This window comes from Streptomyces sp. NPDC033178 (assembly GCF_055577685.1).
Window position 1 is genome coordinate 209,301 of record NZ_JBVIPT010000018.1, and the last position, 23,970, is coordinate 233,270.

The window sequence follows — 23,970 nt, forward strand, 5'->3', positions numbered from 1 at the left end:
GACACCCGATCCGATCGACACCCAAGAGGACATATGCGCATCGAAGGACTCACGGCACTCGTCACCGGAGGGGCGTCCGGCCTGGGGCTCGCCACGGCGAAGCGGTTCGTCGCGAAAGGCGCGCGCGTCGTGCTCGTCGACCTGCCGCACTCCGACGGCGAGAGCGTGGCCAAGGGTCTCGGCGAGGCCGCTGTCTTCGCCCCCGCCGACATCACCGATACCGACGCCGTGCAGGCGGCGATCGAGGCGAGCGGGCGGTTCGGCCCGTTGCGTGCGGTCGTGCACTGTGCCGGGCGGGGCGGCGACCGGGCGCGCATCGTCAGCAAGGAACACAACCCCGGACCGCTCGACAGCTTCACCGAGGTCGTGCGGGTCAATCTCGTCGGCACGTACAACGTGCTGCGTCTGACCGCTGCATCCATGAGCACCAACGATCTTCTCGACGGCGACCGCGGCGCGATCGTCATGACCGCCTCGGCAGCCGCCTTCGAGGGACAGATCGGGCAGGCCTCCTACGCCGCCTCGAAGGCCGGCGTCGCCGGCCTCACCATCGTGGCGGCCAGGGACCTCGCGAGCTCCCGGATCCGGGTCAACACGATCGCGCCGGGCGTGATCGACACCGCCATGCTCGGCAGTGTGCGCGACGACGTCCGCGCGCAGCTCGCGGCATCGGTGCCCCACCCCAAGCGCCTCGGCGAGGGGGACGACTACGCTCATCTCGCGGTGTCCCTCGTCGAGAACAACTATGTCAACGGCGAGACCGTGCGTCTGGACGGCGCCCTGCGAATGGCGCCCCGATGACCGCCACAGCGAGCAGCACCGACGAGCTGCTCGTCGAGGAGCGCGGACCGGTACTGGTGATCACGATGAACCGGCCCGACCAACGCAACGCGATGACCCGCACTGTCGGTGAGAGCATCGCCGCGGCGCTCGACGAACTCGACCGCCGGTCCGACCTTACGGTGGCAGTGCTCACCGGCGCTGGCGGCGCCTTCTGCGCCGGCATGGATCTCGCACGGTTTCTGGCCGGCGAGGTGGCGACAATCCCCGGGCGCGGGTTCGGCGGTTTCACCGAGAAACCGCCGGCCAAACCGCTCATCGCAGCAGTCGAGGGGTACGCGCTCGCGGGCGGGTTCGAGCTCGCTCTCGCCTGTGACCTCGTCGTCGCCGGCGAGAGCGCCAAGTTCGGACTGCCCGAGGTCAAGCGGGGCCTCGTAGCGCGCGCCGGCGGACTGCTGCGGCTGCCACGGCGCATTCCCGAGGCGGTCGCGCTGGAGGTCATCCTCACCGGCGGAACACTCGGCGCCGCCCGTGCCGCGCAGCTCGGCCTCGTCAACCGCGTCGTGCCGGACGGCGACGTACTCGACGAGGCGCTGCGGCTCGCCGACGAGATCGGGCGCAACGCTCCGCTCGCCGTGGCCGCGTCCAAGCGGATCGTCGTCGAGTCGGCGCAGTGGGCGCCGGACGAGGCGTTCGACCGGCAGCGCGCGATCTCCGCACACGTATTCGACTCCGAGGACGCACGCGAGGGAGCGACGGCGTTCAAGGAACGGCGTCCGCCCATCTGGAAGAGCCGGTAGCTGTCGGCCTTTGCACCGCACCGCAAAAACGTCGTGGCGCTTGAGGGCCAAACGGACATCGGGTGCACCGTCCACACCAGGGCGGCCCGTGGTTCGTTTGGCCCTCAAGATCGCCACTACACGGACGACACACATCTTCCGTGAGCACGTATTGAGCCATGTGGTGTGCTGAAATTTGGTGTATACCCGAGGCTGGACATTCATGGATGCATGGGCCCGCCGACACGGATCCCCGCCCTCGTGCGGGCGTGTCGGAGGGCAAGATCCGGAGAGCACTCGATGAGCCGTGACGTGTATGACCACATCGCCGTTGAGCGGGCACCATACAGAGCCGCACCACCGTGCGTGGCCCGGCTGCCATCCCCGAGTCGGAGCCGCCATCCCGGTCGGGCTCCATCCGGTGATCCTGCTGAGCCCTTCGTCAGCGGCGGGCGACCTGCTCGGCGGGCTCCTGAAGGAGCTCCTGCTCAAGCGCCTCCAGATTGCTACGCATCACGTCCAGCGTCTCGACGAGTTGAATCCGCTGGTCACGCGTCGTGTTACTACGCGACACGGCCGCCAGTTCCCCAAAGGCGTTGTCGACCGCCCGAGCCAGTTCAGCACCGGCCTCGGTGAGCTTGAGCAGTTTGGCCCGGCCGTCCCCGGGGTCGCTGATGCGGTCGACGTAGCCCCGTACAACCAGCGCGTCGAGCGCCGCTCCGATCACTGTCTTGCGCAATCCGACCCGTTCGGCCAGCTCGGTCTGGTTCAGACGGTGGCTGGTCTCCAGGTCGAGTTGGCCGATGACGAGCGCCTGAGTGAGAGTCAGTCCCAACCGGCGGACGAAATAGATCTCGTAGATCCGGCGGAAGACCCGTGACGAGCTGGGAACTGCTACCTCGATCTGCTCTCTTGTGTCGAGTCGAAGCTCCCTGCGAATGCGATCATCCATGCGACGATAATAGACCACACCACACCTCGCAATGGCAACCCGTCCGAAGCCTGATCACTCGGCCGGGAGCAAACGCCGGCCACCCTGATACTGCCGAGGCTTCCGGTGCGAAGCAAGAATGATCTTGGTGCCGCCGCGGGCCCCGGCGCGGACGCACGCCCGTGGCCACGGGTCCGGGCTGCGGACTGCGGACTGCGGACTGCGGACTGCGGACTGCGGACTGCGGAGCAGAAACAAGAGACCCTCAGTGACCGCCGCAGCCCAAGCGTCGACGTGTCTGCGGCTCGGCCGACCCGCAGAGCGTCTTGAGTACCTCGGTGTCACGCACGCGTCACTCATGGGCGACCGCCAGTCATCTTCCTCGAATCGTGCGCGACAGGCGTCAGCATGAAGCTGTATGGATGCACTTACAATCCCTAAATGTGGTCGCCTATAGTGGGCAGTCGTATGCTCAATCATGTCGTCAATGGAGGATGAATGCTTCTCGACGGTCGGGACCCGCTGTCACTCGACGACCTCCTCGATCCAGACGTACTGCTCGTGCGCGACTCCGTCCGTCGGCTGGTGGACGAGAAGTTCCTGCCCGTTGTCACGGATCATTTCGAGGCCGGAACCTTCCCGATGGATCTGATCCCGGCGTTGGGCGAGATGGGCCTGTTGGGCATGCACCTGCAGGGCTATGGCTGCGCAGGCATGAGCGCCATGGCGTACGGCGTGGCCTGCCGTGAACTCGAACGCGGCGACTCCGGGCTGCGCAGCTTCGTCTCGGTACAGGGCTCGCTGTGCATGTTCCCGATCAGTGCGTTCGGCAGCGAGGAACAGAAGCAGCAGTGGCTGCCGAGGATGGCCACCGGCGACGTGATCGGGTGCTTCGGACTGACCGAGCCCGACTTCGGCTCGGATCCCGCGGGCATGCTCACGCGCGCGGTGCGCGACGGCGACTCGTGGGTGCTCAACGGTACGAAGCGCTGGATCACCAACGCGCCGATCGCGCACCTGGCGATCATATGGGCTCGCGCCGAGGAAGGCATCCTCGGGTTCCTCGTCGAGCGGGGTACACCCGGCTTCGAAGCCCGTGAGATCCAGCACAAGATGTCTCTGCGGGCGTCGACCACCGGCGAGATCCTGCTCGATGACTGCCGCGTACCGGACTCCGCGCGGCTGCCCAGCGCGCGTGGGCTGCGCTCGCCCCTCTCCTGTCTCAACGAGGCCCGCTACGGCATCGTCTGGGGCGGCGTTGGCGCTGCGGTGGCCTGCTTGCAGGCGGCGCTCGACTACAGCGGCAGCCGCGAGGTCTTCGGCCGGCCGCTGTCGGCGTTCCAGCTCACGCAGGCCAAGTTCGCCGACCTGGCCACGGGCATCGCCACCGCGGGGTTGCTCGCGTACCGGCTCGGCGCTCTCAAGGACGCCGGCGAGCTGCCTCCCGAGCTGGTGTCCATGGGCAAGCGGCACAATGTACGAGTGGCGGTGGACACCGCTCGGGAGACGCGGGCGATCCTCGGCGCGAACGGCATCAGCCTCGAGTACCCGCCGATCCGGCACATGATGAACCTGGAGAGCGTGCTCACCTACGAAGGCACCGAGGAGGTCCACTCGCTGGTGCTGGGGAACGCCCTCACTGGTCACCCGGCCTACCGCTGATTCGAGAGCTCTTCCGGCCTCGGCGGCCGGGAGGTCACGGCCGACACCGAGTGTGCCAGGGTGCCGACAACCGGCGGCTCATTTCGCACGGAGATCCTGGAATCTTACTGTCCACATCTCACTCAGATACAATTGTGTGTCGGATCATCGTATTGCACATGTTTGGGGACGTACACAGCGCCTTCCACCGCGTGTACCGGACGGCTTTTGCCCGCCGCCCTCCAGGAGGCACTCGTGGCATCCACCTTGGACCGTGACCTCCGACGAAGCCAAGACGCTCACCGTCGCCGACGGCATCGAGTACGACCTCGCGCTACAGCGTGAGGAAGGAGTCCGGGAATCGTTGTGCACCGAGGCGGGACGGGGCACTTTCGCCGTGACGCCCGATGCCTCCCCGGTCAAGGCGCCAAGCCAATGCCCGCTTCCAACTGACTTAGCCGCCCGACAGGAGTCACCCCCTTGAACGTCACGATGTTGCTCGACATGGCGGTCGACGGCTTCGGCGACCGTGTGCTGATCGGACGCCGGGAGGACGGCCTCACCGCCGCCCAGCTACGGGCGAGCGCCGTCGCGGGAGCGGCCGTCATCCGGGATGCGGGCGCCGATGCCGTCGTCTACCTCGACATCAACGGACCCGCCTTCCCGGTGGCGCTGTTCGCCGCCGCCGTCGCAGGGGTCCCACTCGTCCCGGTGAACTACCGCCTCGGCGAGGAGCAGTTGGACGCGCTTCTCGCCAACCACCCGAAGGCGCTGGGCATCGCCGCACCCGAACAGTTCGACATTCTGCGGCGGGCGGGCGTACATGCCCGGACCTCCGAGGAGTGGCTCCGGACCACAGCCGACGGCGACACCGCGAACGCCGCTCCGGCGGGCGACCCGCAGGCCCCCGCCGTCGTCATCTACACCAGTGGCACCACCTCGGCGCCCAAGGGCGTGCTGCTGCGCCACCACAACCTGGTGTCCTACGTGCTCGGATCGGTGGAGTTCGCCGTTGCCGACCCGGATGATGCCGCGCTGGTCAGCGTCCCGCCGTACCACATCGCGGCGGTCGCGAACGTGCTCACCAATCTCTACGCCGGGCGCCGCTCGGTCGTCCTGGAGCGGTTCACCCCGCAGGAATGGCTCGACCTCGTCCGACAGCAGCGGATCACCAACGCCATGGTGGTGCCGACCATGCTCGCGCGGGTCGTCGAGGCGCACTGCGACAAGGAGCTGCCGACTCTGCGTTCTCTCGCCTACGGCGGCGCACCGATGCCGGGGCCTGTCATCGAGCGGGCGTTGCGGATCTGGCCGCACATCGGATTCGTCAACGCCTACGGCCTGACCGAGACCAGCTCCACCGTCGCCGTCCTCAGCTCCGAGGACCACCGGACGGCGCTGGAGAGCGACGCCCCCGCGGTACGAGCCCGGCTCGGCTCGGTCGGCCGCGTGCTGCCGACGGTGGAGGTGCAGATCCGCGACCCGGAGGGCAGTCCGGTCGGTCCCGGCGTGACCGGCAGGATCTGCGTGCGCGGCGATCAGGTGTCGGCCGAGTATGCCGGCATCGGCCGGCTCACGGACGAAGACGGGTACTTCGACACCCGCGACCAGGGCTATCTCGACGAGGACGGTTACCTGTTCATCGGCGGGCGCGCGGACGACACGATCATCCGCGGGGCGGAGAACATCGCTCCTGCCGAGATCGAGGACGTGCTGTTGCGGCATCCGGCGATCCTGGACGCCGTGGTGGTCGGCGTGCCGGACGATGAGTGGGGCCAGCGGATCGAGGCGGCGGTGGTGGTCCGCCCGGGCGCCGTGCTGGATGCTGAGGAGGTGCGCGCGTTCGTACGCGGGACGCTGCGCGGCAGCAAGACCCCGGACCGTATCGCTGTATGGGAGGAGCTGCCGCGGACGCTCACCGGCAAACTGGTGCGCCGCCACGTGGTGAAGCGGCTGGTCTCCGAGAGCGAGAGCACCGTCCAGTAGGACTCCGTCAGGTTGCTCCGGCTCTTGGGTTCTGGCTGGTGGCGGATGCGGGCAGGCGGCGGAGGCAGGTGGTGCAGGTGCCTGTCCCAGCAGTTCAGCTCGATGGCCGAGGCACCCTTGGGCTTGAACGCTCAGCTTCACACCCCGCCGTTACCAGCGACGCATGTGAGCGTGGGGACGAGCCTGGATACCGCCTCGAAAGGCCAGCCGTTCTCTCTCTGCTTCACCGGCTGTCCTCACTTCACTACTGCGACCTCGTGTCGCACTCCCGGCACGTTGGTGACGGGCGTGCTCGGTGCTTGAACAGGTGAGGGCCTTGTGGGCCACGCCGGTCACGTGCGCAGGTGGCGAGAGCCCGCTCTCGCCACCCCGCCCGGTCGACGTTACGGCTGCTGCCGTGTGCCGGCACGGCGGCGCAGGGCGATGAGGCCGCCCACGATGGCCAGGACACCGGTGCCCGCGATGGCCGCGACGTCCCCGGCGCCGGTGACGGCCAGGTCGCCGCTGCCGCCCTGTGCCTGGACTCCGCCGTCGGCCGCCGAGGGGGACGCGGACGCGGCGGCACCGGACGAAGAGGCGGAGGAGGCCGCCCCCGTGGCCGTGGACGACGGCGCCTTCGTCGCCGTCGTCGTGTCCCCCGCCTCCCGGGTGAAGGTCAGGGTGCCGAAGCCCAGGTGGTCGAAGCCACCGCCGCTGCCGTAGTCACCGCCGCCGCCCTCGGGGCGGGCCTTGGCGGCGATGGCGGTGACGAACGGGGCGTCGAGGCCGCGACGGTTCACGTAGTGGTTGTAGATGCCCTCCCAGATCGGGCGCGCCTGACCCCGGCTGTTCTCGGAGGCGGCGGTGAGGGTCTCCTGGCCCGCCCAGACGCCGGGAGCACCGTACTTCCAGGTGTAGGGCGTGTAGGGGACGTCCTGGCCGAGGTTCCACTTGGCCGTGTACTCGGCACCCTTGAGGAAGCGGTTGTCGTCGTAGCCGTACAGGTCGATGCCCTGGTTCCAGGCCATCTCGCAGATGCTGGCCATCAGGCCGATGCTCAACAGGGCATGGCCCTGGTCACGGCCGACCTCCACGACCTGGCCGAGGCCGCCGGAGTGGATGACGTTGATGGCGTTCTTGATGGAGCCGTTGCCTGCTCCGGACTTGAAGTAGGCGACGGCCTCGTCGACCTTGGCCTTGTCGTCGCACAGGATGCCGATGGCCAGCACGGAGGCGACCGTCAGCAGGTCCCAGCTGCCCCAGTAGTTGGTGACGAAGGCGCCGTTGTGGTTGACGAGGAAGTCGTGGTTCTTCGGGTAGAAGACGTTGAGCATCATCTTCTGGAACTGGGCGAGGTCGAAGCCGGTGTAACCGCGCATCAACTCGGCGGCGTTCGCGAACTCGTAGCCGTAGACACCCGCCGCGATGAACACGTCGCCGGTGCCGTCGAGCTTGGTCAGCTCGACGGGAAGGTAATCGACCTCGAACAGCGACGCGGGCGGGTGCGAAGCCGTCACGGCCGGTTAACGGGCCGCCGGCCGGGGCACAAGCACCCCGCAGACGAGACCGGGAATGGACGATCAGAGACCAGGGGTGACCTGATGGACACGATGAGCGTCAACGTCGCAACCGTCCGCTCCGCGACGTCCGTCGCCGGCGCACGCGAGAGCACGCGGGATTTCCTCGTCAGTCTCCACCATCCAATCGCAGCCGAGACTGCCGACACCGTGGTCCTGGTCGTCTCGGAGCTCGTCACCAACGCCCTGCGCCACGGCGGCGGCACCTGCACTCTGGACCTGACCGCGCACCCGGACAGCATCGAGGTGGCCGTGCACGACCGCAGCCCGCAGGCGCCGCGCATGCGTACCCCCGACCTGAACGATGGCACCGGAGGCTCCGGCTGGCCCATGTTCAACCGCCTCGCCCACGCCACCGCGGTGGCCCGCCGGACGCCCGGCGGCAAGACCGTAAGCGCCCGCCTCACCCGGTAGCGCCAAGGCGCCGGCCCCCACGGCCGGAGTTCTGATGGCCGGAGGTTGCTGCCGGTCGTCTCATGTATGTATCCGCCGCAGGTGTCGCCGGCAATGATCTGCTCGTAGCGCTCGCGGGTTATGTGGCCGATCGTCGCGGTGGGCATGACGCCTCACCATCTCTCACTGGGTGATCGCCCCCGGAGTGCGCATCGAGCAGACGAAGCGGCGGCCGGCCCGACTGCGGGAGGCGGGGCTGGTCGACCGGATCACCCTGCCGCGGGCCAGACGGATGCGAGTGTGGTTTCCCACCCGGTACGACGTGCAACTCGCCTGTGAGTGGCCCGAGATATGCGGCCGTCGGCCCTCAGGACGGTGTCCGATCCGACCGCCGTACGGCTGAAGGTCGGCCACGCGCTGACCGAGACCGCGCTCGCCTTCCTCCAGGACGCCCGCCGCCACGGCGACCTGCGCCGGCCACAGGACTGGATCCCTGAGGTCCACCATCCGATAGGCAGCGGCGAGACGGTCATCCCCGACGCCCTCCTGTACTACCGGCGTGGTCTGGCCGACGACAACTGGTCGATGCTGCGGGCGTTCGTGGAAGTCGACCGGGCCATCAAGGGCCCCGAACGCCTCGCCGCCAAGCTGACCCCGTACGCCCGCCTCCACCGCTACGTGCCCACAGTCCCGGGGCGCCGGCCGACCATCCACAAACCGGCACCGGAAGACTGGCGACGGCGCTACCCCCTGTTCCCACGGCTGCTGTTCGTCCTGGACGGCACCGGCCCCAGCGGTGCCAAGACACGCATCCGTGCCCTACACACGGCCGCCAGGGACCTGGCGCCGTTCAGCTTCCTGCACGACGTCACCGTCCTCGCGGCCCCACTGACCGACCTGCTCCGTGATGGCCCCTCCGCACCCGTCTGACGGCCCGTACGGGACCCCGACCAACAGGTGGTCGAGCGTGGTGAACAGGACGGGGATCGCGTCCGCGTAGTCGTAATAGCCGTCCCGCTCCTCGCCCACCCCGTACATGCCGCCACTGGTAGGTGCCCGTCGACGGCGAGCAGATCAGGCTCGGGTCGTTCGTGGACAACAGCCGCCGCAGGCCCGCGGAAGTGAGCGCGGAACGACGCGCCGACCTCGACGCCCTCGGCATGCGCTGGTAGCCCTACCGTGATCATCGAGGGGCCGCGGTCGCTTGAAGGGTGCGGCTCCCCCGGGTTCACAGGGCGTGGTGCAGCCAGCGCTGGAGGACGATGTTGACGTCTGCCGGCATTGCGCTGAGCTGGTCGATGACCGCGCGGTCTTCCGGCATCGGGGGGATACCGGCGGCGGTGAGGGCCACGTTCAGGGCAAGGCGCCGCTCATCGCGTGGGGCGAGGATGCGGCTGAGGCGTTCGGCGGGGTTGGGCGGCGGCAGGAAGTAGTCCAGGTCGTCACGGACGTGGACGGGCGTCGGCCAGGTGTCGTCACGGGGCTCCGGAGCGGCGTAGGGGTCGGCGTAGGCGCAGGAACTGAGGTTCTCGTTGCTCCAGGGGGTCATCTCTGTCTCCCAACCCAGCGGGTGTTGTACGGACTACCGGTCCAGAGCCCCGCGAGGCCCGCTTCGGTTGCGGTGGCGGCCGTACGTCACGCTGACGGCCCCATCGGCGGCTGATCACCTCGTGTGACCAGCAGACGGCAGGCGACACCACCTCGTTCTCGGGTGGACGTGCTTTCTTTCAGGGAGGCGACGACGTGTCAGGCTCCTGCGATCAGTCCGGCTGAACAGGGAGGCTGGGGCAAACGGGTGAGGTTTCGGTCGTTTGCCGGGAGTCGGTCGTTGAGCAGCCGTGGGAGCCTTCGGTGACTGTTCCGATCCGCGTCCCGGCGCCCGGCGTGCCGGCCATGCGCAGGACACCTGCGCGTGGTGCGTGCAGCTGCGGGAGACGGACGCCCAAGCCCGTCGGATGCCGGCAGAGGGAAAGCGTTCGCCCGTGCCCTGGAGAGTCTTGCCGGGGCCGGCCCCCGCGTCCTGGACAGGCCGACGGGTGAGGGCGGTGAGAACGGTGCTGGTCGTTGTGGCCGCGGCCACAATCATCGCTGCGACCGTGTCGGCAGTCCTGGACTCCCGCCCCTGACACCCTGCGTCCTGCCCCGCGACTGCTCCCAGGGTCAGCGCACCGGCCGCTCACGCTGCACTCCGCGCTGCCCAGGACGCCACGGCCTGCAGTCCTGTCTTGCTGTTGATCGCTGTTGAAGGTAAAGCGCCAGGGTGCGCCACCCTTCCTGGTGGCTTCGAACATCAACCAGCATGATCAGAACGAGCTGACCTGTGCGTATGCCGCCCAGCTCAGCCGTTGCGCTGGCCAGGCCCGGTCAGCAGCAGCCAACGAGGCTCAGGACAGGACATGTGGAATCCAGCATGGATGCGCAGTGTCGAGTGGCTCGCCGCAGCAGCCGCCGACCCCCGGGCGTGCAAACGGCAGTGGGAACACGGTACCGGGTTCGTTCTGCTGGAGGCAGGACGCTACTGGAATGTCCTCAGCGTCCCGGAAGAACTCGGCCTGTCTGCCCTCGACATGCTCTGGCATGATCCGTTACGCGTCCCCGGGCCCACTCTGCGGCACAGCAAGGCCCACCGCGTGGGTTTCCTCCTGCCCCCGGGCCCCGTCGCGCAGTGGGTCGGAGCGGGGGTCCGCCACGTCGGGAAGGGAAGCTGGATTCCCGCTCCGCCGCCCTACCGGGAGACCGGCCATCTGGAATGGATCATCCCGCCCGACGGGACCGGTGCCCTCCACGTTCCCGACGTTCTGGAATGGGCCCTGCGCTCTGCCGCGCGCGCACTGACCGCCTCCACAACCATCCACCAGGACCCCGCCGGGCCTCTCGCTGAACCCGCCGGCTGCCATCACTCATGAACTGGAGTGCGTGATGTGGAGTGCTGAGGATGTGGCCCGGGCTGCGGTCCGGCGGCAGGGCGCAGGCTTGAGCGTGGCGCAGGTCGCGGACAAGGTCGCGGAAGCGGAGCGGCGTGAGCGGGAGACCCGGCAGCAGCTGGACTCCCCCGGTGATCGTGGCCCGTACGAATGGGACCCGGAGGACCTCGCCGAGCAGTGGGTGGCGCGGCATACCGAATGGCGCCGCATCACCGCCCTGATGGACGCTCAGGGCTGGCCCGTCTATAGTCCGGAGCGGGACGTGCAGGGCAGTACATGGGCACGGGAACGCGACGCGCAGTGGGAAGGCGCCCTCGCCCGTCGTGCCTCATGGCAGATGGAACGGCAGGACGCACGCGATGAGCTGAAGGCGCAGCTGTGGCTGTCTGCCGACGCCAGCCGCCGGCTGCACGCGATCGCCACCCGCACCGGCCTGAGCCCAGAGCAGGTCCTCGCCCAACTCGCCGACCGAGTCCGCATGAACGACAACGGCACCCTGACAGTCGACGCCTTCACCCCACACTGACGGCTGCCCCGCACTCGCCAGTTCGCGAGTGCGGAGCAGCCCGCGCAATGCCCGCCTGACGGCGCGAGCCCGGCCGCGCTCACACGGCCGGGCTCCATCGGCTTTCTGCCGAGCGTCCCGCCGAACCGGGTGGCTGTCATCACCCACACGCGTGACACCGGCCCATGACCCGAGGGGATGCCTCGATCGGCGGCCGGGTACGTTCGCCATGGGCCCGTGCCGGACGGAACCGGCACGGACCCAACCAAGGACGCTTCAGTGCCCAGTGCGCTCGATCCTGATCTACCGGGCGAGCGGCCTGGTGCAGGAACTCTTGCCCCGTTCAGCAGCGATGAGTCTCGCGGTGGTCCCAGGTCTACACGTCAGACCGCTCCATCGCACTCGAATCAGGAGGCATCTTGAAGCTGCTTCTCACGTCCGCGGGCATCAAGAACCCGAGCATCCACGACGCGCTGGTCGACCTGCTGGGCAAACCGATCGCCGCCTCCAACGCCCTGTGCATCCCTACCGCGGCATACGGACACCCCCAGGTCACTCCTGCCGGGGCATGGCGTTTCATCAGCGGACAGTCCCCCTCCATATCCATGTGTGAGCTGGGGTGGAAGTCCCTGGGAGTACTGGAGCTCACCGCGCTGCCCAGCATCGACGAAGAACGCTGGATCCCCTGGGTCCGGGAGGCGGACGTCCTGCTGGTGAATGGCGGCGACGCCCTGTACCTGTGCCACTGGATGCGGCAGTCCGGGCTGGCGGACCTCCTGCCGTCGCTGCACGAGACGGTCTGGGCAGGCCTGAGCGCCGGGAGCATGGTGATGACCCCCCGTATCGGGGAGGACTTCGTCGAGTGGAAGCCGCCCACCGGCGGCGACAGCACGCTGGGCATCGTCGACTTCTCGATCTTCCCGCACCTGGACCACGAACTGCTGCCGGAGAACACCACGGCCGACGCGGAAAGATGGGCGGCAGGCATCCCGGGTCCGGCATACGCGATCGACGATGACACCGCCATCAAGGTGATCGACGGCACCGTCGAGGTCGTCTCCGAGGGGATGTGGAGGCACTTTCCCCCTAATGGGGGTTAAGGCGCAGAGGGTATCCGGACGGTCAGCAGATGGCTGCGCGCGATTGCTGCTGGAGGCCGCGACGGACATCACCGCGTTCGCGGACTTCCCATCGGCGCACTGGAAGAAGATCTGGTCCACGAACCTGCTGGAGCGTAACCGGGAGATCAAACGAAGGGCCGACGTCGTGCAGGTCTTTCGCAACCCCGCGGCCCTGGACCGCCTCGCAGCCGCGGTCCTGGCCGAACTCCACGACGAGTGGCAGGTCTTCGACCGCCGCTACCTCTCCGAAGGCTCCATGGCCGAACTCTTCACCACCCAACCGACTGGCGACGACCGCCAGCTTCCCCCACCGGAACCGAATCAGCTCGGCCAGTGACTACACCGCTTCACGGGACGTGACCGGATCATCGTCGGTTCGCAGATCACGCAGGGACTCACAGATCTGCTGCCCTGCCGCACCTGCGGTTCCTCCGGCAAGCGTCAACAGCAGGGGCCGATCGGGTCGGCAACCGGTCCGCAAGCTGGGTGGACTGAACCAGGCGTACAGGGAACTTGCCCTGGATCGCTCGCGCAAGAACAGTCAGTGCCAGAGATCGCCATTAACGATCGATGTCTTTGCGGGTGTCAGTGTCTGCGGCAGGCTCCTGGAACCTGGGTTTGGCCACGTTCCGTAGTGGCGGGCCCACAAGTAACGTCTGAGAGGGCCGGTGCAACGGTAGATGGGGCGCATGCGTGCTCGGCATCTGAGGCTGCAGTGTCTTGTGTTTGTGGTGGCTGCCTCGGTCGGCTCCTCTGTCGGCTGCTCTTCCATACTCGGTCATGAACGTCCGGACGCGCAGCGTGCTCCTCTGGGTGCACCGTCGGCTGACTCACCCACCACGGATCCCAATGCCCCGCCGGGCGGACGTGCCAGGCACGGCAGGAACAGCGCGTCGAGCACGCCCCTGAACAGCGCCGCTCCGGCGGGCACTCCTTCGAAGCCGACAGGTGAGTCGAGCACGCCACCGCCTCTCGGCGGAGACCCCGTTGACCCCGTACCGGAGCCCACGTGGGTTCCGGACCCGGAACCCACCCCCGTGCTGGTGCCAGACCCAGACCCAGGCCCAACGCCATCAGGGTCGATGCCGGGCCCGGAATCCAACTGTCAAACCAAGCCGTGTTCCACCGATGGCTGTTCCGGCGATCCATCCTCCAACGCATCCGCGTCCCCCGGCCCTTCATCCAGCAGCCGCCCGCATCCGTGCAGCTCCACATCCACGGCACCACCCGAGACAGAGCCGACGCCGACATCATGAACAACGCTCGCTCCCTTCCCGTTCCCCGCGCCCGAGCGTCCACGCCGGAGGGCGAACGGCGTCCGCGGCGTGCCGGTGCCCGGCGACGTCGCAGGCGGATCTTGCGGCGCGATTCCGGCCCTCGTCGCGCAGAATCCCCCAATGCCCAGCATCCGGCGACCGGTTACACCGCCGATTTGGCGACGCTCTTGTCGCTCGCTGCGGCGCTGTTGTTCTATGCCGGCGCTGTGCATACCCGGGCGTTCTTCGAGTACTTCCACATCGACGTGCTGGCTCTGGGCCTGAGCTTCCCGGAGTTCGTCATGCGCAGCCTGCGGCTGGTGACTGCTCCCGTGGTGTTGACCGCTGTGGTGGCTGTGGTTGTGCTGCGTGACCCGCAATTGCTCAGCCGGTCAGTCCTGCCTCTCCTGCCACCCACCGTGATTGGCCAGTGCCGACGAGTCGTGCGGCGGGCGGCCCGCTTCCATCTGCTCGTGCTGTGCGTGGCCGTCATCATGTTGTTCAGCTGGGGCCGAATTCAGCCGTACCAATGGCTGGTGCCCGTTCTCTTGGCCATCGGCATCCTTTGGGGCAGTCGTCCGCTGCGAACAACAGCCGCTGCCCAAGCGGCATTCGTGCAAGGGGCGCACCGCTCACGGCAGCATGCCTGTGCCTGCTCTGGGCTGTCGCGCTGGCGGCGCAGCAGTCGGGTCTGCGCAACGCTGAGCGCAGCGCAGATCATCTGGTCGGTAGGACGGCGATCGTCATCTTCAGTACCGACCGACTGAGCATGACCGGCCGTGGACTGCAGGTGAAAGATCTCGGAGAGCAGGTCCACTACCGCTATCGGTACACCGGGCTGAGGCTCATCATCGAGCGCGGCGGGCGCTATCACGCCGTCGCTGTGGGCTGGCAGCATGACACTGACTCGACTTATGTAATCCGGGAAACCGACGACATACGCGTCGAATTCATGCCGGGGGCCCGATGACGGCAGATGGCGTCCTGCGCTCCGACGGCCCGGGTTCCGCAGGCCCCGGCGCCGCAGTGGGACCAGGCCCTGCTGTTCGACCCCGCCCTGACCGGGATGCCCCGGCAAAAACTTGACGCGCTCACAGAGACTTTGGCCCTCGACGGCGAGGTCCGGCGCGGTCGTCCGCCCAGGCTCGCCTTCCCCGAACAGGTCCTGGCCACTGTGCTCCATCTGCGGGTCGCCCTGGCCGCGGAACCCCTCGCCGTACTGTTCGGCAGCAGCCGGACCGCGATGCACCGCACCCTTCTGAAGAACAGGAAGCTGCTCGAGTCACACAGCGTCGTCATCCCACCCGCGCCGACGCCACCCCTCCTCCTCGCAGCCCTTCACGCTCGGATCCTCGCCCAAACCGGCGAGCCCCACAACAAGATCAAGACGACGTGTTAATGATCTGCAAGTCCTTAGTCACAGGCGCTCATTCAGCTACCCGGCGAGACTGCGGAACAGATCCTCGAGGTCCTGTTCGCCGTCCCGGGTCTGGGCGCCGTTGGCCAGCCCGGCACCCATGAGCTGTGCTGTGGCGCGGCGGAATACGAGCCCGGCCCAGGCGTCGTTCTCCCGCGCCAGGCCATCAGAATGATCGCGGAGGTCGATGGCGCGCTTGGCTGCCGCGATGACGCCGCCGGGCAACGCGGCGATGTTACCGGCGAGGCGGTCGACGAACTCGTCGAGCTGGTCGGCGGGTACGGCTCGGTTGACCCAGCCGTACCGCTCGGCGGTCTCGGCGTCCATCAGGTCGGCGCCGAGCACGATCTCCAAGGCACGGTTACGGCCGACGCGCTCGGTGAGGTACTGCGTGGCGCCGCCGCCGGGGACGATGCCCATGAGGGCTTCGACCTGACCGAGCCCGGCCTTGCCGATCGCCGCGAACGCCATGTCCGCGGCCACGACGAACTCGGCTCCGCCGCCGCGCGCCTTGCCTGCGAGCTTGACGATGGTCACCTGAGGCTGGCGGCGCAGCTGCTCCCCGACGGCCTGGAAGACGTTGACGCCGTCCGGCAGGTCGGCCATGAGTCCGGCGAGGGCGTCCGGGGTGGCGGTCATGTCGACGTGGGCGAGGAAGAAGTCCGGGTCCGCGCTATCGAACACGATCACGCGTACGGTGTCGTCGCCAGCCAGCGTGGTGAGCAGGCGCCGCACATCGGTCATGACCGCGACGCTGAGGACGTTGACCGGCGGGTTGTCGATCGTGACGTACGCGGCTCCGTCCTTCTGGCTGACCCGCAAGGTCCGGTAGGCGTCGTGGCCCATGACTTTTCTCCTAGGTATCTGACAGGACTCTGGTTCCTGTTGTATACCTAGGGTGAAACCGTCCTTGACCTGCGTCAATAACGCACTTCAGGCATCCTAGGGATCGTGGAGGATACCGCCATGGCCACTTCTGAGGCCGTCTACCGGGCCATCGCCGAGCACGACGTGGTGTTTGGATCCGACTGTCCGAGCCGGCCGATCCTCGATCAGATCGCCGACAAGTGGTCGATGATGGTGATGGCGGTCTTGGTCGAACCACGCCGGTTCAACGAGATCAAGCGCCGCCTCGGCGGCGTCACGCAACGCGTCCTCACACAGACCTTGCGCCGACTCGAACGCAACGGGATGGTCGAGCGCCGCGTGCTGCCGACCTCGCCGGTCGGCGTCGAATACTCGCTGACCTCCCTCGGCGAATCCCTGCGCGAGCCGTTCGCTCACCTCTACGACTGGACCGTCGCGAACGCCTCCGAGATCCAAGCACGCCAGCGCGACTACGATCAGCGAGCCCCGCGCTGAACACCACGACCATGAAGCAGAGCCGGAGCGAGCGGCACCTGCCCGGCCCGATGACCTGTGCCGTGGGCCGACCACGACCGAATGCAGACAGTCATTTGACGTCCACCTCGGACTTGTCCGAGCTGCCCGACACCCCGGCCGGTCCCGTCGGAGGGCGCGCCGTGAGCGCCCTCCGACGGCCAGCGCTACGCCATGAGCTGGTGCAGGCCGAGGATGGTCGCCCCAGCGGCGCCGAGCCCCGGCAGCTGGCCCGCCATGGCCGCCGTATCCGGGATGGGCCCCAAGGAAGACTCCAACGGTTCCGGCAAGACCTCGTTCCTCATCGCGGTCTCCCTGCTGCTGGCCGATCCTCAGTGGCGGTTCGAGTCCAACCACGGGTTGTACGCCAGCGGCATCCTGTTCAAGCCGGATGCGGCAGGGGTGGACCGGGCCCAGCAGATGCCGGCGGCCACCCACGGCTACGTGGTAGGTGTTTTCACCGGCGCTGAAAGCGATCCTGCCGCGGATGCGCTGACGGTGTGGGTACGCCTCGCCGCGTCCGCCCCCTACGTCCAGGCCAACTGGACTGAGGGCATCCATGTGGCCGACGCCTCAACCGATGCCGAGCGTGCGGTGCTGGCGGACGACCGGTGGCAGGAGCTGGGCACCGCCCGCATCCTGTCGGTGCGCCGGATGGCCGAAGAGCTCTACGGCAACGCGCCGCGATGCCTGACCTACCTCGACACCTCGCTGCGGCCAGCAGTGCCCTCGCTGCTGAGCCAGCAGCTGACCGCGATGGAACCGCACGAGATCGGGGAGGCCCTGATCGCCCTGTCCGGCATGACCCATCTGCTGGAGCAGGAGGCGGCCCGCCGCGGCAAGGCTCTGGAGCATGCCCGGGAGCTGGAGAAGGTTCAGGCCGATCACGCACAGACCATGGCGGAAGGCGAGTCCGTGCTGGAGGGTGTGCGGGCCCGGGCCCTGGCACGTGCCGCTCTCGAAGAGGGGCGCCGCGCATGGCAGCGCTTCGTGGCATCCTCCTGTCTCCAGTCCGTCCAGGCCGACCAGAAACTGGGGGCGGAGCTGGACGACAAGAACGAACAGGTGCGCCAGGCGCAGGATCTGGTCGAGCAGGCCCGCAGCCGCTTCGACGAGCTGCGGGCAGCCACCGATCTGGCCGGCCTCGCCGACACAGCCCGCCAGGCGTGGTCGGACGCCAAACAGATCACCGAGGAGGCCAGTGCGGTACGGACCTCGGCGGCTACCAGGCAAGGCCTGGTGCGCCAGGAGATGGCCAGTCTGAGGCCGCAGGCCTCCCTGTGGCGGGGGGGGCGAGCGCCGCCGACGCGCGTGCCGGCCTGGAGGAGGCCCGTGGCGGCCTGTACGGCGCACAGCGGCAGGCGGAGGATGCACACCGCGCCGTCGGAGAGGCCCGTGAGCTGATGACGGCGGTGGAGCAAGGGCGCAGCGGCGCAGCTGGCCAGGCGCTTGAGATCTCGCCGCAGAACGCATCACCGCTCTCGGGTTAATGGACCAGCTGCAGCTGGAAGAGTCGGCCCGTGCGGCGTGGGAGCCGCGTCTGTGGGCCTGGCGCGATGCCGTGGTGGTGCCGCGCGAGCGGGCCGAACGCGCGCGGGAGACGCTGCGCAGCCTGCCCGGTGCACAGGTCATCGCCGCGGATGCTGACGACGCGGTGGGGGTGTGGCCCCAGGGAGTGCGCAGCCGGATGCCGCTCACCGGGTTCCTGAATACGCTCCAGGAGCGCATGAGCACGGTCGACGAGCCGCTGGCCGTGTGCGATCCCGGCCTGTCCCTGACGGTCCTGGGAGGATTCGACGTCCCGGTCGCAGGTCGGGCTGCCCGGCTCGTCCAGGCCAGGGCGCACCTGGAGCAGTGCAGGAGCAAGGCGGGTACGGCGGACGCGGGCGTGGAGACCGCCGAGGCGCAGCTGGAGATCGCTCAGATCGAGTACGACGCTGCTGTGGCAGCAGAGCGGCTGGCCGCCCTGCAGGTGCAGGACGCTGAACTGACCGCCGCGGTGGCGGCTGCGGACGTGGATGTCACCGCCGTCCGTGGCACTGAGGAGAAACTGCAAGAGGCGTGGGAACGGGCCCAGGCCGCCCTGTCAGCCCACCAGGAGAGAGTATTGGCCGCGCAGCTGACTCTGGATACGGCCGTCAAGGCTCACAAAGAGCGGCTCAGGGAGAACGACGCGCTGGAGAAGACCCGGGCCGAGATCGCCTGTCCGGCGTGGCTGCAGTTGTGGGGGGCCTCAGTCGAGGAGGCTGCTGAGCTGCTGGGGATGGGTGACGTCGGCACGCCGGTACCCCGGCCCGGCCGGCTGCGGCGCGAGGTCGAGGACTAACTGCGCATCGCCTACGGACACTACGGTCTGCCGGACGGTGCGCTGGCTGCCGCCGAGGGCGACTTGCGTCTCGCAGGGCAGGCGCGGGCCCGTTTCGCCGAAGAGGACACGTCGGCGCTGCCAGGAACCAGCTTTGACAACATGGCCTTGCCTTTGCAGATCCGGCTGGACGGATACGCCGAACGGGATACCGTCGTGGCCGCCCAGATCGCCGCCGACCGTGCCCTGGGCGAGCAGGCCCTGGCCGAGCTCACCGAGGGGGCGGAGAACAGTGCCCGCACCCTTGAGACGCTGCAGGACATGATCGAGCGGCATATCGACGGGCTGCTCACCCAGATCAACGACGCCTTCGACGCCCTGGACCGCCAGCGCGGCGGCGATGGGGCCCGCTTGGAGAAGGCGAGCGTGCGGCCCGAGGGCGCCATGCCCTGGCGCTGGGAGGTCACCCCCCACTGGAAACGCTCAGCTCGCGGCGGCTACGTGCATTACCGGGAGAACGCAAACGGCGCCCAGGTGAAGGTGTATGCCATCCAGCTGGTCCTGGCTGCCCTCCTCGCCGACGCCGAGACCCGCGGCCGCGTCCTGATCCTGGACGAGCTCGGCAACAGCCTGGGCGAGGTCAACCGCAAGGACATGCTCGCCGCCCTGCGCGACGTGGCCCGCCGACAGCAACTGACCATTCTGGGCACCTGCCAGGACAGCGTTCTGGTGGATGCCGCGGACGTCTGCGACGAGCTGCTGTGGTTCACCCACGCCGCCTCCTCCGACGCCTACAACCAGCCCACCCGCGCCTGGGGATACGACCCGAACGCCCAGCGCGTGGAACTGACCGCCGATTGGATCACCGCAGGACGCTCCCATGCCTGACACCCCCGCGCCCCTCCCCCGTCCTCCGTTGCTGATCGGCGAAGCCTACGGCCGACGAGAGGTGCCGCTCACCGGCCTTCCGGCCGGGGTTGTCGCGGTCACCGTGCCCCGCACCAGCAAGCACGGCGACGAGGTACTCCTGCGCGTGCCCCTCGACCGCAAACGACGCGTCAAACCCACCATCGTTGACCTCATCGCCTCCGACCCTGTCCAAGCCTACGACCCACCGCCCGGCATGTCGAGCGGCGAATTGATCAAGGTCCTGTCGACCCGGACCTACAAGCGGTGGGCGACCATCGAGGCCGAGTTCGGTCCGCAGGAGGCATGGCGCACCACAGTGTCCCTGATCCGGAGCGGGGCTGTCGTCCTGCGCTGCAAGGTCGTGCAGACCACCGGATTCGTCCCCGACTCCTGGCGACTGACACAGTCCTGGGCCCACTTGCGTGAGGACAAGCTCACGCAATTACGGGGGCACCCGGACCCGCTGCAGTTGCATGCCGAGCTGCTGCACGCCATGACAGGAGTCCCCCAACTCGCCAATGAACAAGCCCTGTTGGCCGCCACTCCCCCGGGCCGTACCGTCAAAGTCCCGGCAGGCAGCGCCACCGGCACCGAGGACTGGCGGGTGTACGAGGTGGCAGTCAGATCCGCCGCGGTGTGGTGGTCCGCCCAGCCCAGATCTCGGCAACTGACTGCCAAAGCCCTGGTCGGCAAGAGCATGCGTGACACCAAGGTCCCCTGGACCCCGCCACGTCGACAGGCGTTCGCCAACCTCGTCGGTATGCCCTTCGACCAAGCCGTGGAAGAGAGCGAGACCGAGCTGCGGATGCGCGGCCCACTGCGCTGGCGGGTCGACACCGTCATCGCCGACGCCGCGGCATGCCACCCCTGGCTGGGCCTGCCCGCCCGCGGCTTGCTCAGTCTCGGCCTGATCGACTGCTCAGCTGTGGGTGTGCTCCTCATCGAGAACGAGGACACCTTCACTGAGGTGTGCAAGCATCCGAAGATCGCCGACCGGTGGCTGTGCATGTGGGGTGCCGGCTACGCCACGCACGGGCTGGCCGCGTTCCTCAAGGCCATGGCACCGCTGCCGGTGGCCGCCTGGCAGGACTTGGACGCCCACGGCATCCAGATCATCGCCAACCTCACCGAACGCATCGGCCGCACCATCACCCCTGTCGGTATGGACGTCAGCCTGTACAAGGACGGTACGAAGTACCGCCAGAAACCTGGAAAGCAGGAGGAGAACCTCAAGCTCGCCCACCGGCTCGCCGTCAGCGGTCCGCCCTCCTTGCGCGACCTGGCCGCCGAGATCGCCCGCAACGGCGGCGACGGCTGCGAGCATGAAACCCTCTACGACGAAGTCCTGCCGACCCTGGCCGACATACTGAACCAGCTCACCGACGGCTCCACCGCGACCAGGCTGGCTGAGGAAGCACCCGGACGCGCAGACACCGCGTGATCGCCGCCTCTACAGTCCCCTTCCATGAGCTTGGAATCGATCAACTGGGGTGACGCGCCCACCTGGGCCGGCGCCATATTCGCTGCAGCCGCGGCGGCCTTCACCTTCATCACACTGCGCAGCCAGCGCCAACAGCTGGACGAGCAGCGCGTTTTCATCGGCGATCAGTTGGTGAATCTGCAGGCGGAGCGTAATGCGCTCGTAGTTGCGGCACAAGACCGGCGCTCCGCTCAGGCCCGCCAGGTCACGCTGCGCACCCGGCTGGTGATCGGCCCCGACGGGCCGGACGCAGCCGACGGCTGCTATCTCCAGGCCATCGTGAGCAACAGCAGCGACCGCCCCATCACCGATGTCGACGTCGAGTTCGGTGATCTCACTACGGATCAGGTTCAGGCGACCCGTGTACCGGATCACCGAATCGTCGATGCACCGTGTGGCATCGGCCCGCGGCAGGCCTACCAGTTCGCCTCCAAGGACTCCTCGATGGACCGCGTCGAGGAGATCGCCGTCACCACCGTCTTCACCGACGCGTCCGGCGTGACATGGCGGCTGACCGACGACAACTTCCTGTCGGAAATCTGACTGCCAACCCGCCGCATCAGCACGGCATGGTTTTGTCGCTCTGGCTCGACGTGTGTGGTGTGTTCGCCCCCCATGGCGTCAGGCCACAGCCGATTCAACATGAAGTTGCAGAGAGCGGAACGTTGAGGCATACGGGTGTCGGTGCGTTCGCCAACACAGCACCACCGGGCTTGCAGTAGGGGGCGTGGACATGTTCCGCTCTGCGATGGGGCATTGGTCGAACAGCCCCTCCTGAAGACACTGCCGGACGAGCCGTTGACACCGGCGGCAGCTCGTCTGCCGAGGCGGCAAGGTGGAGTACATCGTGGCGGTACAGCGAACGCCGGTTTGCTGCACCTGTCTCGCACCAGACACCCGTAGGTCCACGGTCGCCCGGAAGACGTCGTGTGGTCTGGCCACGCTGCGCCATGGCCAGACCCGTGGGACACCGTAGACCGGGACAGCCCCACATCAAGGAGAACCACACTGCAGGTGCTGGACTGCTGGGGCGCCCCGGCCCGTTTTCCCCGATCCCAGACCCTTGAGCCCCTGCACCCCGCGCCGAACAGCACCGGCCGGACCGCATTCGATCCCAACGACGGCAAGACCACCTGCTTCAGTGCCACCTGGTTCCCATCTCGACGGCCATCCGTGGAGGCCCATAGGCGTTCTCCACAACATCTGCGGCAGTCTCAATCGACTTGCAGGATCGCAGTTCAGGCGTGCTCCCCTCCCCCGAACCGCCCCTCAAGGCTGTCTCAGCACATCTGCGGGACCGCAGGTCACAGCCGTCCGGCTACCGCAACATCGATGAGACCTCACACGAACGTGGTCCTGGATTTCGGATGCTGGTCTCGTGACGAGAGGTCCGCGATCCGCTGGTTGGTGATGTCTGTGGGCGCGTCCTGTCACCTTGTGTACGTGCCGGTGGACCATGAGACCCAACGTGCTCGGATCGCCCGTCGTCAGTCGACCACCCCTGATCAGACCTTCGCGATGAGCGAGACGGACCTCGTGCACTGGAGGACGCTGTTCGAGGAGCCCGACGCCACGGAACTCGATGGACATGAGATTGGAGGTCCGCCTCCTGGGCGGTCAGGATGGCTGGAGTGGGCCGCCGATCGGTGGCCATCGCTCGCGTGACTGTCCGGCCAACCTTGGTGCAGCCCAGTAACGCAGCCGTGCCAGGAACGCCGGGCCCGGAAAGATCCGCCGGAGCCAGGCGAGCGTGCGGGGTGGCTGTTGCCGTTCTCCTGGATGCCTGCGGCGTCAGCGGGCGCGGAACGGTGGCGGAACGACGGGACGATGTACGCGACACGACGGCCGTGTTCGAGCGGGCCCTCGGTGAAGGTGCGTACGACCGGGTGTGCGCCGTTCTCGCGCCGGCGACCGTGGAGGAGCTGGAGCAGCAAGCGGGCAGCCCGTGCGTACGAGCGATGAGTGAGGAGTCCCTGCCGCCGGGCCGGACACAACTGACGGCCCTCACTCCCGCCTCGTACACCCCCGGGCAGCGAGGCCGGGGCAACGCACCCGCTCATTGACCCACACGATCAGTTCGCCACCATGGCCCCGCTCTGCGAGCACTACGGGGATGAGATGTGCGTGCCGAACTGGGCGGAATCGTCGCCCCGCAGACTGTCGGCCAGGAGGACGGCACAGCATCGCCCGCATCACCCGCGCGCTCAACGATGCAGGCATACCAAGCCCGTCCGCCGCCGACCCCCGCCGCAACTCGCAGGCCACCGGCCATCGGTGGATCCTCACAATGTCCGCGCCATCCTTGTTCATGACTGTCTGATTCATCGGCCATCACCGGTGCTCAATTGGCTGAAAATACGCACTCCAAGCCGAGTGTCACGAAATATCGAACGCGGCGAGGGGACGGTAAATCGCCGGAAAACGCCAGATGCCGCATGCCGCATGCCATGGATCAGTGGTGGCAAGTCAGTTCGGATACCACACAGTTGTGCCGCGGTAGCCATTTTTCGACGAAGTGAAGTCGGCCCTTCGCCGGGGCCCGTGTGCCTGGTGTGGTGACTAGCATGAGCGACGTGCTTGATCCGGAAGATGCCCTACCGTCTTCCG

The 23,970-nt window shown here is 68.0% G+C and carries 22 protein-coding genes and 2 pseudogenes; 20 read left to right on the forward strand and 4 right to left on the reverse strand.

The window, feature by feature from the left end; genetic code table 11:
• Nucleotides 1–33: 33 nt before the first annotated feature.
• Together ACZ5VQ_RS37125 and ACZ5VQ_RS37130 are read left to right on the forward strand one after the other, a co-directional pair.
• On the forward strand, nt 34–801 hold the full coding sequence (locus ACZ5VQ_RS37125) for an SDR family NAD(P)-dependent oxidoreductase (RefSeq protein ID WP_469108811.1): 768 nt from the start codon (nt 34–36) through the stop codon (nt 799–801).
• Complete coding sequence (locus tag ACZ5VQ_RS37130) at nt 798–1,580, forward strand: crotonase/enoyl-CoA hydratase family protein (RefSeq protein ID WP_469108812.1); 783 nt, start codon at nt 798–800, stop codon at nt 1,578–1,580. The genes ACZ5VQ_RS37125 and ACZ5VQ_RS37130 overlap by 4 nt, the downstream gene beginning before the upstream one ends.
• Before the next feature lie 421 nt (nt 1,581–2,001).
• Here ACZ5VQ_RS37130 and ACZ5VQ_RS37135 read toward each other — a convergent pair whose 3' ends face one another.
• On the reverse strand, nt 2,002–2,511 hold the full coding sequence (locus ACZ5VQ_RS37135) for a MarR family winged helix-turn-helix transcriptional regulator (protein WP_469108813.1): 510 nt from the start codon (nt 2,509–2,511) through the stop codon (nt 2,002–2,004).
• 477 nt (nt 2,512–2,988) lie between these two features.
• On the opposite strand from ACZ5VQ_RS37135, the gene ACZ5VQ_RS37140 reads away from it, so the two are divergent.
• Together ACZ5VQ_RS37140 and ACZ5VQ_RS37145 are read left to right on the forward strand one after the other, a co-directional pair.
• Nucleotides 2,989–4,152, forward strand: a complete 1,164-nt coding sequence (locus ACZ5VQ_RS37140; RefSeq protein WP_469108814.1) for an acyl-CoA dehydrogenase family protein — start codon at nt 2,989–2,991, stop codon at nt 4,150–4,152.
• A 459-nt stretch (nt 4,153–4,611) separates the two neighbouring features.
• Complete coding sequence (locus ACZ5VQ_RS37145; RefSeq protein WP_469108815.1) at nt 4,612–6,117, forward strand: class I adenylate-forming enzyme family protein; 1,506 nt, start codon at nt 4,612–4,614, stop codon at nt 6,115–6,117.
• Between the two features lie 383 nt (nt 6,118–6,500).
• Here ACZ5VQ_RS37145 and ACZ5VQ_RS37150 read toward each other — a convergent pair whose 3' ends face one another.
• Nucleotides 6,501–7,613, reverse strand: a complete 1,113-nt coding sequence (locus ACZ5VQ_RS37150; RefSeq protein WP_469108816.1) for an alginate lyase family protein — start codon at nt 7,611–7,613, stop codon at nt 6,501–6,503.
• An 84-nt stretch (nt 7,614–7,697) separates the two neighbouring features.
• Here ACZ5VQ_RS37150 and ACZ5VQ_RS37155 point away from each other — a divergent pair, with 84 nt between their 5' ends.
• Both ACZ5VQ_RS37155 and ACZ5VQ_RS37160 read left to right on the forward strand, forming a co-directional pair.
• Nucleotides 7,698–8,087, forward strand: coding sequence for an ATP-binding protein (locus ACZ5VQ_RS37155; protein WP_469108817.1), 390 nt, complete (start codon nt 7,698–7,700; stop codon nt 8,085–8,087).
• Between the two features lie 354 nt (nt 8,088–8,441).
• Nucleotides 8,442–8,996, forward strand: coding sequence for a replication-relaxation family protein (locus ACZ5VQ_RS37160; RefSeq protein WP_469108818.1), 555 nt, complete (start codon nt 8,442–8,444; stop codon nt 8,994–8,996).
• 298 nt (nt 8,997–9,294) lie between these two features.
• Here the strand turns inward: ACZ5VQ_RS37160 and ACZ5VQ_RS37165 are convergent, their stop codons facing one another.
• Nucleotides 9,295–9,615: a hypothetical protein gene (locus ACZ5VQ_RS37165; protein WP_469108819.1), complete on the reverse strand. Its 321-nt coding sequence runs from the start codon at nt 9,613–9,615 to the stop codon at nt 9,295–9,297.
• 847 nt (nt 9,616–10,462) lie between these two features.
• Between ACZ5VQ_RS37165 and ACZ5VQ_RS37170 the strand changes: the two genes are divergently transcribed.
• From ACZ5VQ_RS37170 to ACZ5VQ_RS37195, 6 genes and pseudogenes are all read left to right on the forward strand, one after another.
• A complete protein-coding gene (locus tag ACZ5VQ_RS37170) occupies nt 10,463–10,972 on the forward strand; it encodes a hypothetical protein (RefSeq protein ID WP_469108820.1) in 510 nt (169 codons plus the stop codon).
• A 73-nt stretch (nt 10,973–11,045) separates the two neighbouring features.
• Nucleotides 11,046–11,516: a hypothetical protein gene (locus ACZ5VQ_RS37175; RefSeq protein WP_469108849.1), complete on the forward strand. Its 471-nt coding sequence runs from the start codon at nt 11,046–11,048 to the stop codon at nt 11,514–11,516.
• Nucleotides 11,517–11,914: 398 nt separating this feature from the next.
• On the forward strand, nt 11,915–12,595 hold the full coding sequence (locus ACZ5VQ_RS37180) for a Type 1 glutamine amidotransferase-like domain-containing protein (RefSeq protein ID WP_469108821.1): 681 nt from the start codon (nt 11,915–11,917) through the stop codon (nt 12,593–12,595).
• 46 nt (nt 12,596–12,641) lie between these two features.
• Nucleotides 12,642–12,953: pseudogene (locus tag ACZ5VQ_RS37185) on the forward strand (transposase); the annotation flags it as partial.
• Nucleotides 12,954–14,048: 1,095 nt separating this feature from the next.
• Nucleotides 14,049–14,639 (forward strand): hypothetical protein, encoded by a 591-nt coding sequence (locus ACZ5VQ_RS37190; protein WP_469108822.1) that lies wholly within the window; start codon nt 14,049–14,051, stop codon nt 14,637–14,639.
• Nucleotides 14,640–14,863: 224 nt separating this feature from the next.
• A pseudogene (locus ACZ5VQ_RS37195) lies at nt 14,864–15,271 on the forward strand (ISAzo13 family transposase); the annotation flags it as partial.
• Between the two features lie 36 nt (nt 15,272–15,307).
• On the opposite strand, the gene ACZ5VQ_RS37200 reads toward ACZ5VQ_RS37195, so the two are convergent.
• On the reverse strand, nt 15,308–16,135 hold the full coding sequence (locus ACZ5VQ_RS37200; RefSeq protein WP_469108823.1) for an enoyl-CoA hydratase/isomerase family protein: 828 nt from the start codon (nt 16,133–16,135) through the stop codon (nt 15,308–15,310).
• Between the two features lie 120 nt (nt 16,136–16,255).
• On the opposite strand from ACZ5VQ_RS37200, the gene ACZ5VQ_RS37205 reads away from it, so the two are divergent.
• The 8 genes from ACZ5VQ_RS37205 to ACZ5VQ_RS37240 all read left to right on the forward strand — a co-directional run bounded on the left by ACZ5VQ_RS37205 (nt 16,256) and on the right by ACZ5VQ_RS37240 (nt 23,426).
• On the forward strand, nt 16,256–16,651 hold the full coding sequence (locus ACZ5VQ_RS37205) for a winged helix-turn-helix transcriptional regulator (protein ID WP_469108850.1): 396 nt from the start codon (nt 16,256–16,258) through the stop codon (nt 16,649–16,651).
• A gap of 255 nt (nt 16,652–16,906) precedes the next feature.
• Nucleotides 16,907–18,073, forward strand: coding sequence for a hypothetical protein (locus ACZ5VQ_RS37210; protein ID WP_469108824.1), 1,167 nt, complete (start codon nt 16,907–16,909; stop codon nt 18,071–18,073).
• 85 nt (nt 18,074–18,158) lie between these two features.
• A complete protein-coding gene (locus ACZ5VQ_RS37215; protein ID WP_469108825.1) occupies nt 18,159–18,995 on the forward strand; it encodes a hypothetical protein in 837 nt (278 codons plus the stop codon).
• A 141-nt stretch (nt 18,996–19,136) separates the two neighbouring features.
• Nucleotides 19,137–19,862, forward strand: a complete 726-nt coding sequence (locus ACZ5VQ_RS37220; protein WP_469108826.1) for a hypothetical protein — start codon at nt 19,137–19,139, stop codon at nt 19,860–19,862.
• Nucleotides 19,855–21,324 carry a Wadjet anti-phage system protein JetD domain-containing protein gene (locus tag ACZ5VQ_RS37225; RefSeq protein WP_469108827.1) on the forward strand — a complete coding sequence of 490 codons (1,470 nt, stop codon included), beginning with the start codon at nt 19,855–19,857 and terminating at the stop codon, nt 21,322–21,324. The genes ACZ5VQ_RS37220 and ACZ5VQ_RS37225 overlap by 8 nt, the downstream gene beginning before the upstream one ends.
• 24 nt (nt 21,325–21,348) lie before the next feature.
• Nucleotides 21,349–21,906 carry a hypothetical protein gene (locus tag ACZ5VQ_RS37230; RefSeq protein WP_469108828.1) on the forward strand — a complete coding sequence of 186 codons (558 nt, stop codon included), beginning with the start codon at nt 21,349–21,351 and terminating at the stop codon, nt 21,904–21,906.
• 630 nt (nt 21,907–22,536) lie between these two features.
• Nucleotides 22,537–23,028, forward strand: a complete 492-nt coding sequence (locus ACZ5VQ_RS37235) for a P-loop nucleotide/nucleoside kinase family protein (protein ID WP_469108851.1) — start codon at nt 22,537–22,539, stop codon at nt 23,026–23,028.
• Nucleotides 23,029–23,120: 92 nt separating this feature from the next.
• Nucleotides 23,121–23,426: a hypothetical protein gene (locus ACZ5VQ_RS37240; protein ID WP_469108829.1), complete on the forward strand. Its 306-nt coding sequence runs from the start codon at nt 23,121–23,123 to the stop codon at nt 23,424–23,426.
• The last annotated feature ends 544 nt before the right edge of the window (nt 23,427–23,970 follow it).

Excerpts from the sequence above, each read along its gene's own strand:
- ACZ5VQ_RS37210 (WP_469108824.1), top strand. The coding sequence starts at position 16,907 with ATGGCCGCCGTATCCGGGATGGGCCCCAAGGAAGACTCCAACGGTTCC.
- ACZ5VQ_RS37220 (WP_469108826.1), top strand. The coding sequence starts at position 19,137 with ATGGCCTTGCCTTTGCAGATCCGGCTGGACGGATACGCCGAACGGGAT.
- ACZ5VQ_RS37200 (WP_469108823.1), bottom strand. The coding sequence starts at position 16,135 with ATGGGCCACGACGCCTACCGGACCTTGCGGGTCAGCCAGAAGGACGGA.
- ACZ5VQ_RS37135 (WP_469108813.1), bottom strand. The coding sequence starts at position 2,511 with ATGGATGATCGCATTCGCAGGGAGCTTCGACTCGACACAAGAGAGCAG.
- ACZ5VQ_RS37140 (WP_469108814.1), top strand. The coding sequence starts at position 2,989 with ATGCTTCTCGACGGTCGGGACCCGCTGTCACTCGACGACCTCCTCGAT.
- ACZ5VQ_RS37155 (WP_469108817.1), top strand. The coding sequence starts at position 7,698 with ATGGACACGATGAGCGTCAACGTCGCAACCGTCCGCTCCGCGACGTCC.
- ACZ5VQ_RS37170 (WP_469108820.1), top strand. The coding sequence starts at position 10,463 with ATGTGGAATCCAGCATGGATGCGCAGTGTCGAGTGGCTCGCCGCAGCA.
- ACZ5VQ_RS37165 (WP_469108819.1), bottom strand. The coding sequence starts at position 9,615 with ATGACCCCCTGGAGCAACGAGAACCTCAGTTCCTGCGCCTACGCCGAC.
- ACZ5VQ_RS37130 (WP_469108812.1), top strand. The coding sequence starts at position 798 with ATGACCGCCACAGCGAGCAGCACCGACGAGCTGCTCGTCGAGGAGCGC.
- ACZ5VQ_RS37230 (WP_469108828.1), top strand. The coding sequence starts at position 21,349 with ATGAGCTTGGAATCGATCAACTGGGGTGACGCGCCCACCTGGGCCGGC.
- ACZ5VQ_RS37225 (WP_469108827.1), top strand. The coding sequence starts at position 19,855 with ATGCCTGACACCCCCGCGCCCCTCCCCCGTCCTCCGTTGCTGATCGGC.
- ACZ5VQ_RS37125 (WP_469108811.1), top strand. The coding sequence starts at position 34 with ATGCGCATCGAAGGACTCACGGCACTCGTCACCGGAGGGGCGTCCGGC.
- ACZ5VQ_RS37205 (WP_469108850.1), top strand. The coding sequence starts at position 16,256 with ATGGCCACTTCTGAGGCCGTCTACCGGGCCATCGCCGAGCACGACGTG.
- ACZ5VQ_RS37215 (WP_469108825.1), top strand. The coding sequence starts at position 18,159 with ATGGACCAGCTGCAGCTGGAAGAGTCGGCCCGTGCGGCGTGGGAGCCG.